The 389-nt window shown below is 40.6% G+C and carries 2 protein-coding genes; one reads left to right on the forward strand and one right to left on the reverse strand.

Annotated features, from left to right (window positions below; genetic code table 11):
- A partial coding sequence (locus tag E3E29_RS11545; RefSeq protein WP_167911122.1) for an Lrp/AsnC family transcriptional regulator occupies nucleotides 1-194 on the reverse strand: 194 nt, incomplete at its 3' end.
- A gap of 115 nt (nucleotides 195-309) precedes the next feature.
- Between E3E29_RS11545 and E3E29_RS12125 the strand changes: the two genes are divergently transcribed.
- A partial coding sequence (locus E3E29_RS12125) for a cation transporter (protein ID WP_167911123.1) occupies nucleotides 310-389 on the forward strand: 80 nt, incomplete at its 3' end.

Below are 389 nucleotides of genomic sequence, written 5' to 3' on the forward strand. Positions count from 1 at the left end.
TGGGCCTTCTGGAGTTCTGGGTGGAGTTTAATCGTGTAACGCTGAATAATTCCTTCTTTCTCAAGTTTTTCTAGCCTCGTCTTAACAGTTGGCCTGCTGACGCTGAGTCTTTCCGCGAGTTCGGAGATGCTTAATCTTGAGTTGTCCATGAGAAGATATATCAGCTTCAAATCCAGTTCATCTAGCTTTGTCATGATAAACACCTACGAGTCGTTTGTTTTCAAAATATAAAATTCTTCGGTTAGCGTTTACACTTTGGTAGAAATAATGCCCTTAAAGTGTGCTGTTAAGTAAACATCGGTGATAGTTATGAAGCTTACGCTTAAGGTTAATGGGATGACGTGTGCCATGTGCGTAAAAACCATAGAAACAGCTCTGAAAGAGCTTGA

Source organism: Thermococcus sp. Bubb.Bath (assembly GCF_012027595.1).
Taxonomy (GTDB): Archaea; Methanobacteriota_B; Thermococci; order Thermococcales; family Thermococcaceae; genus Thermococcus.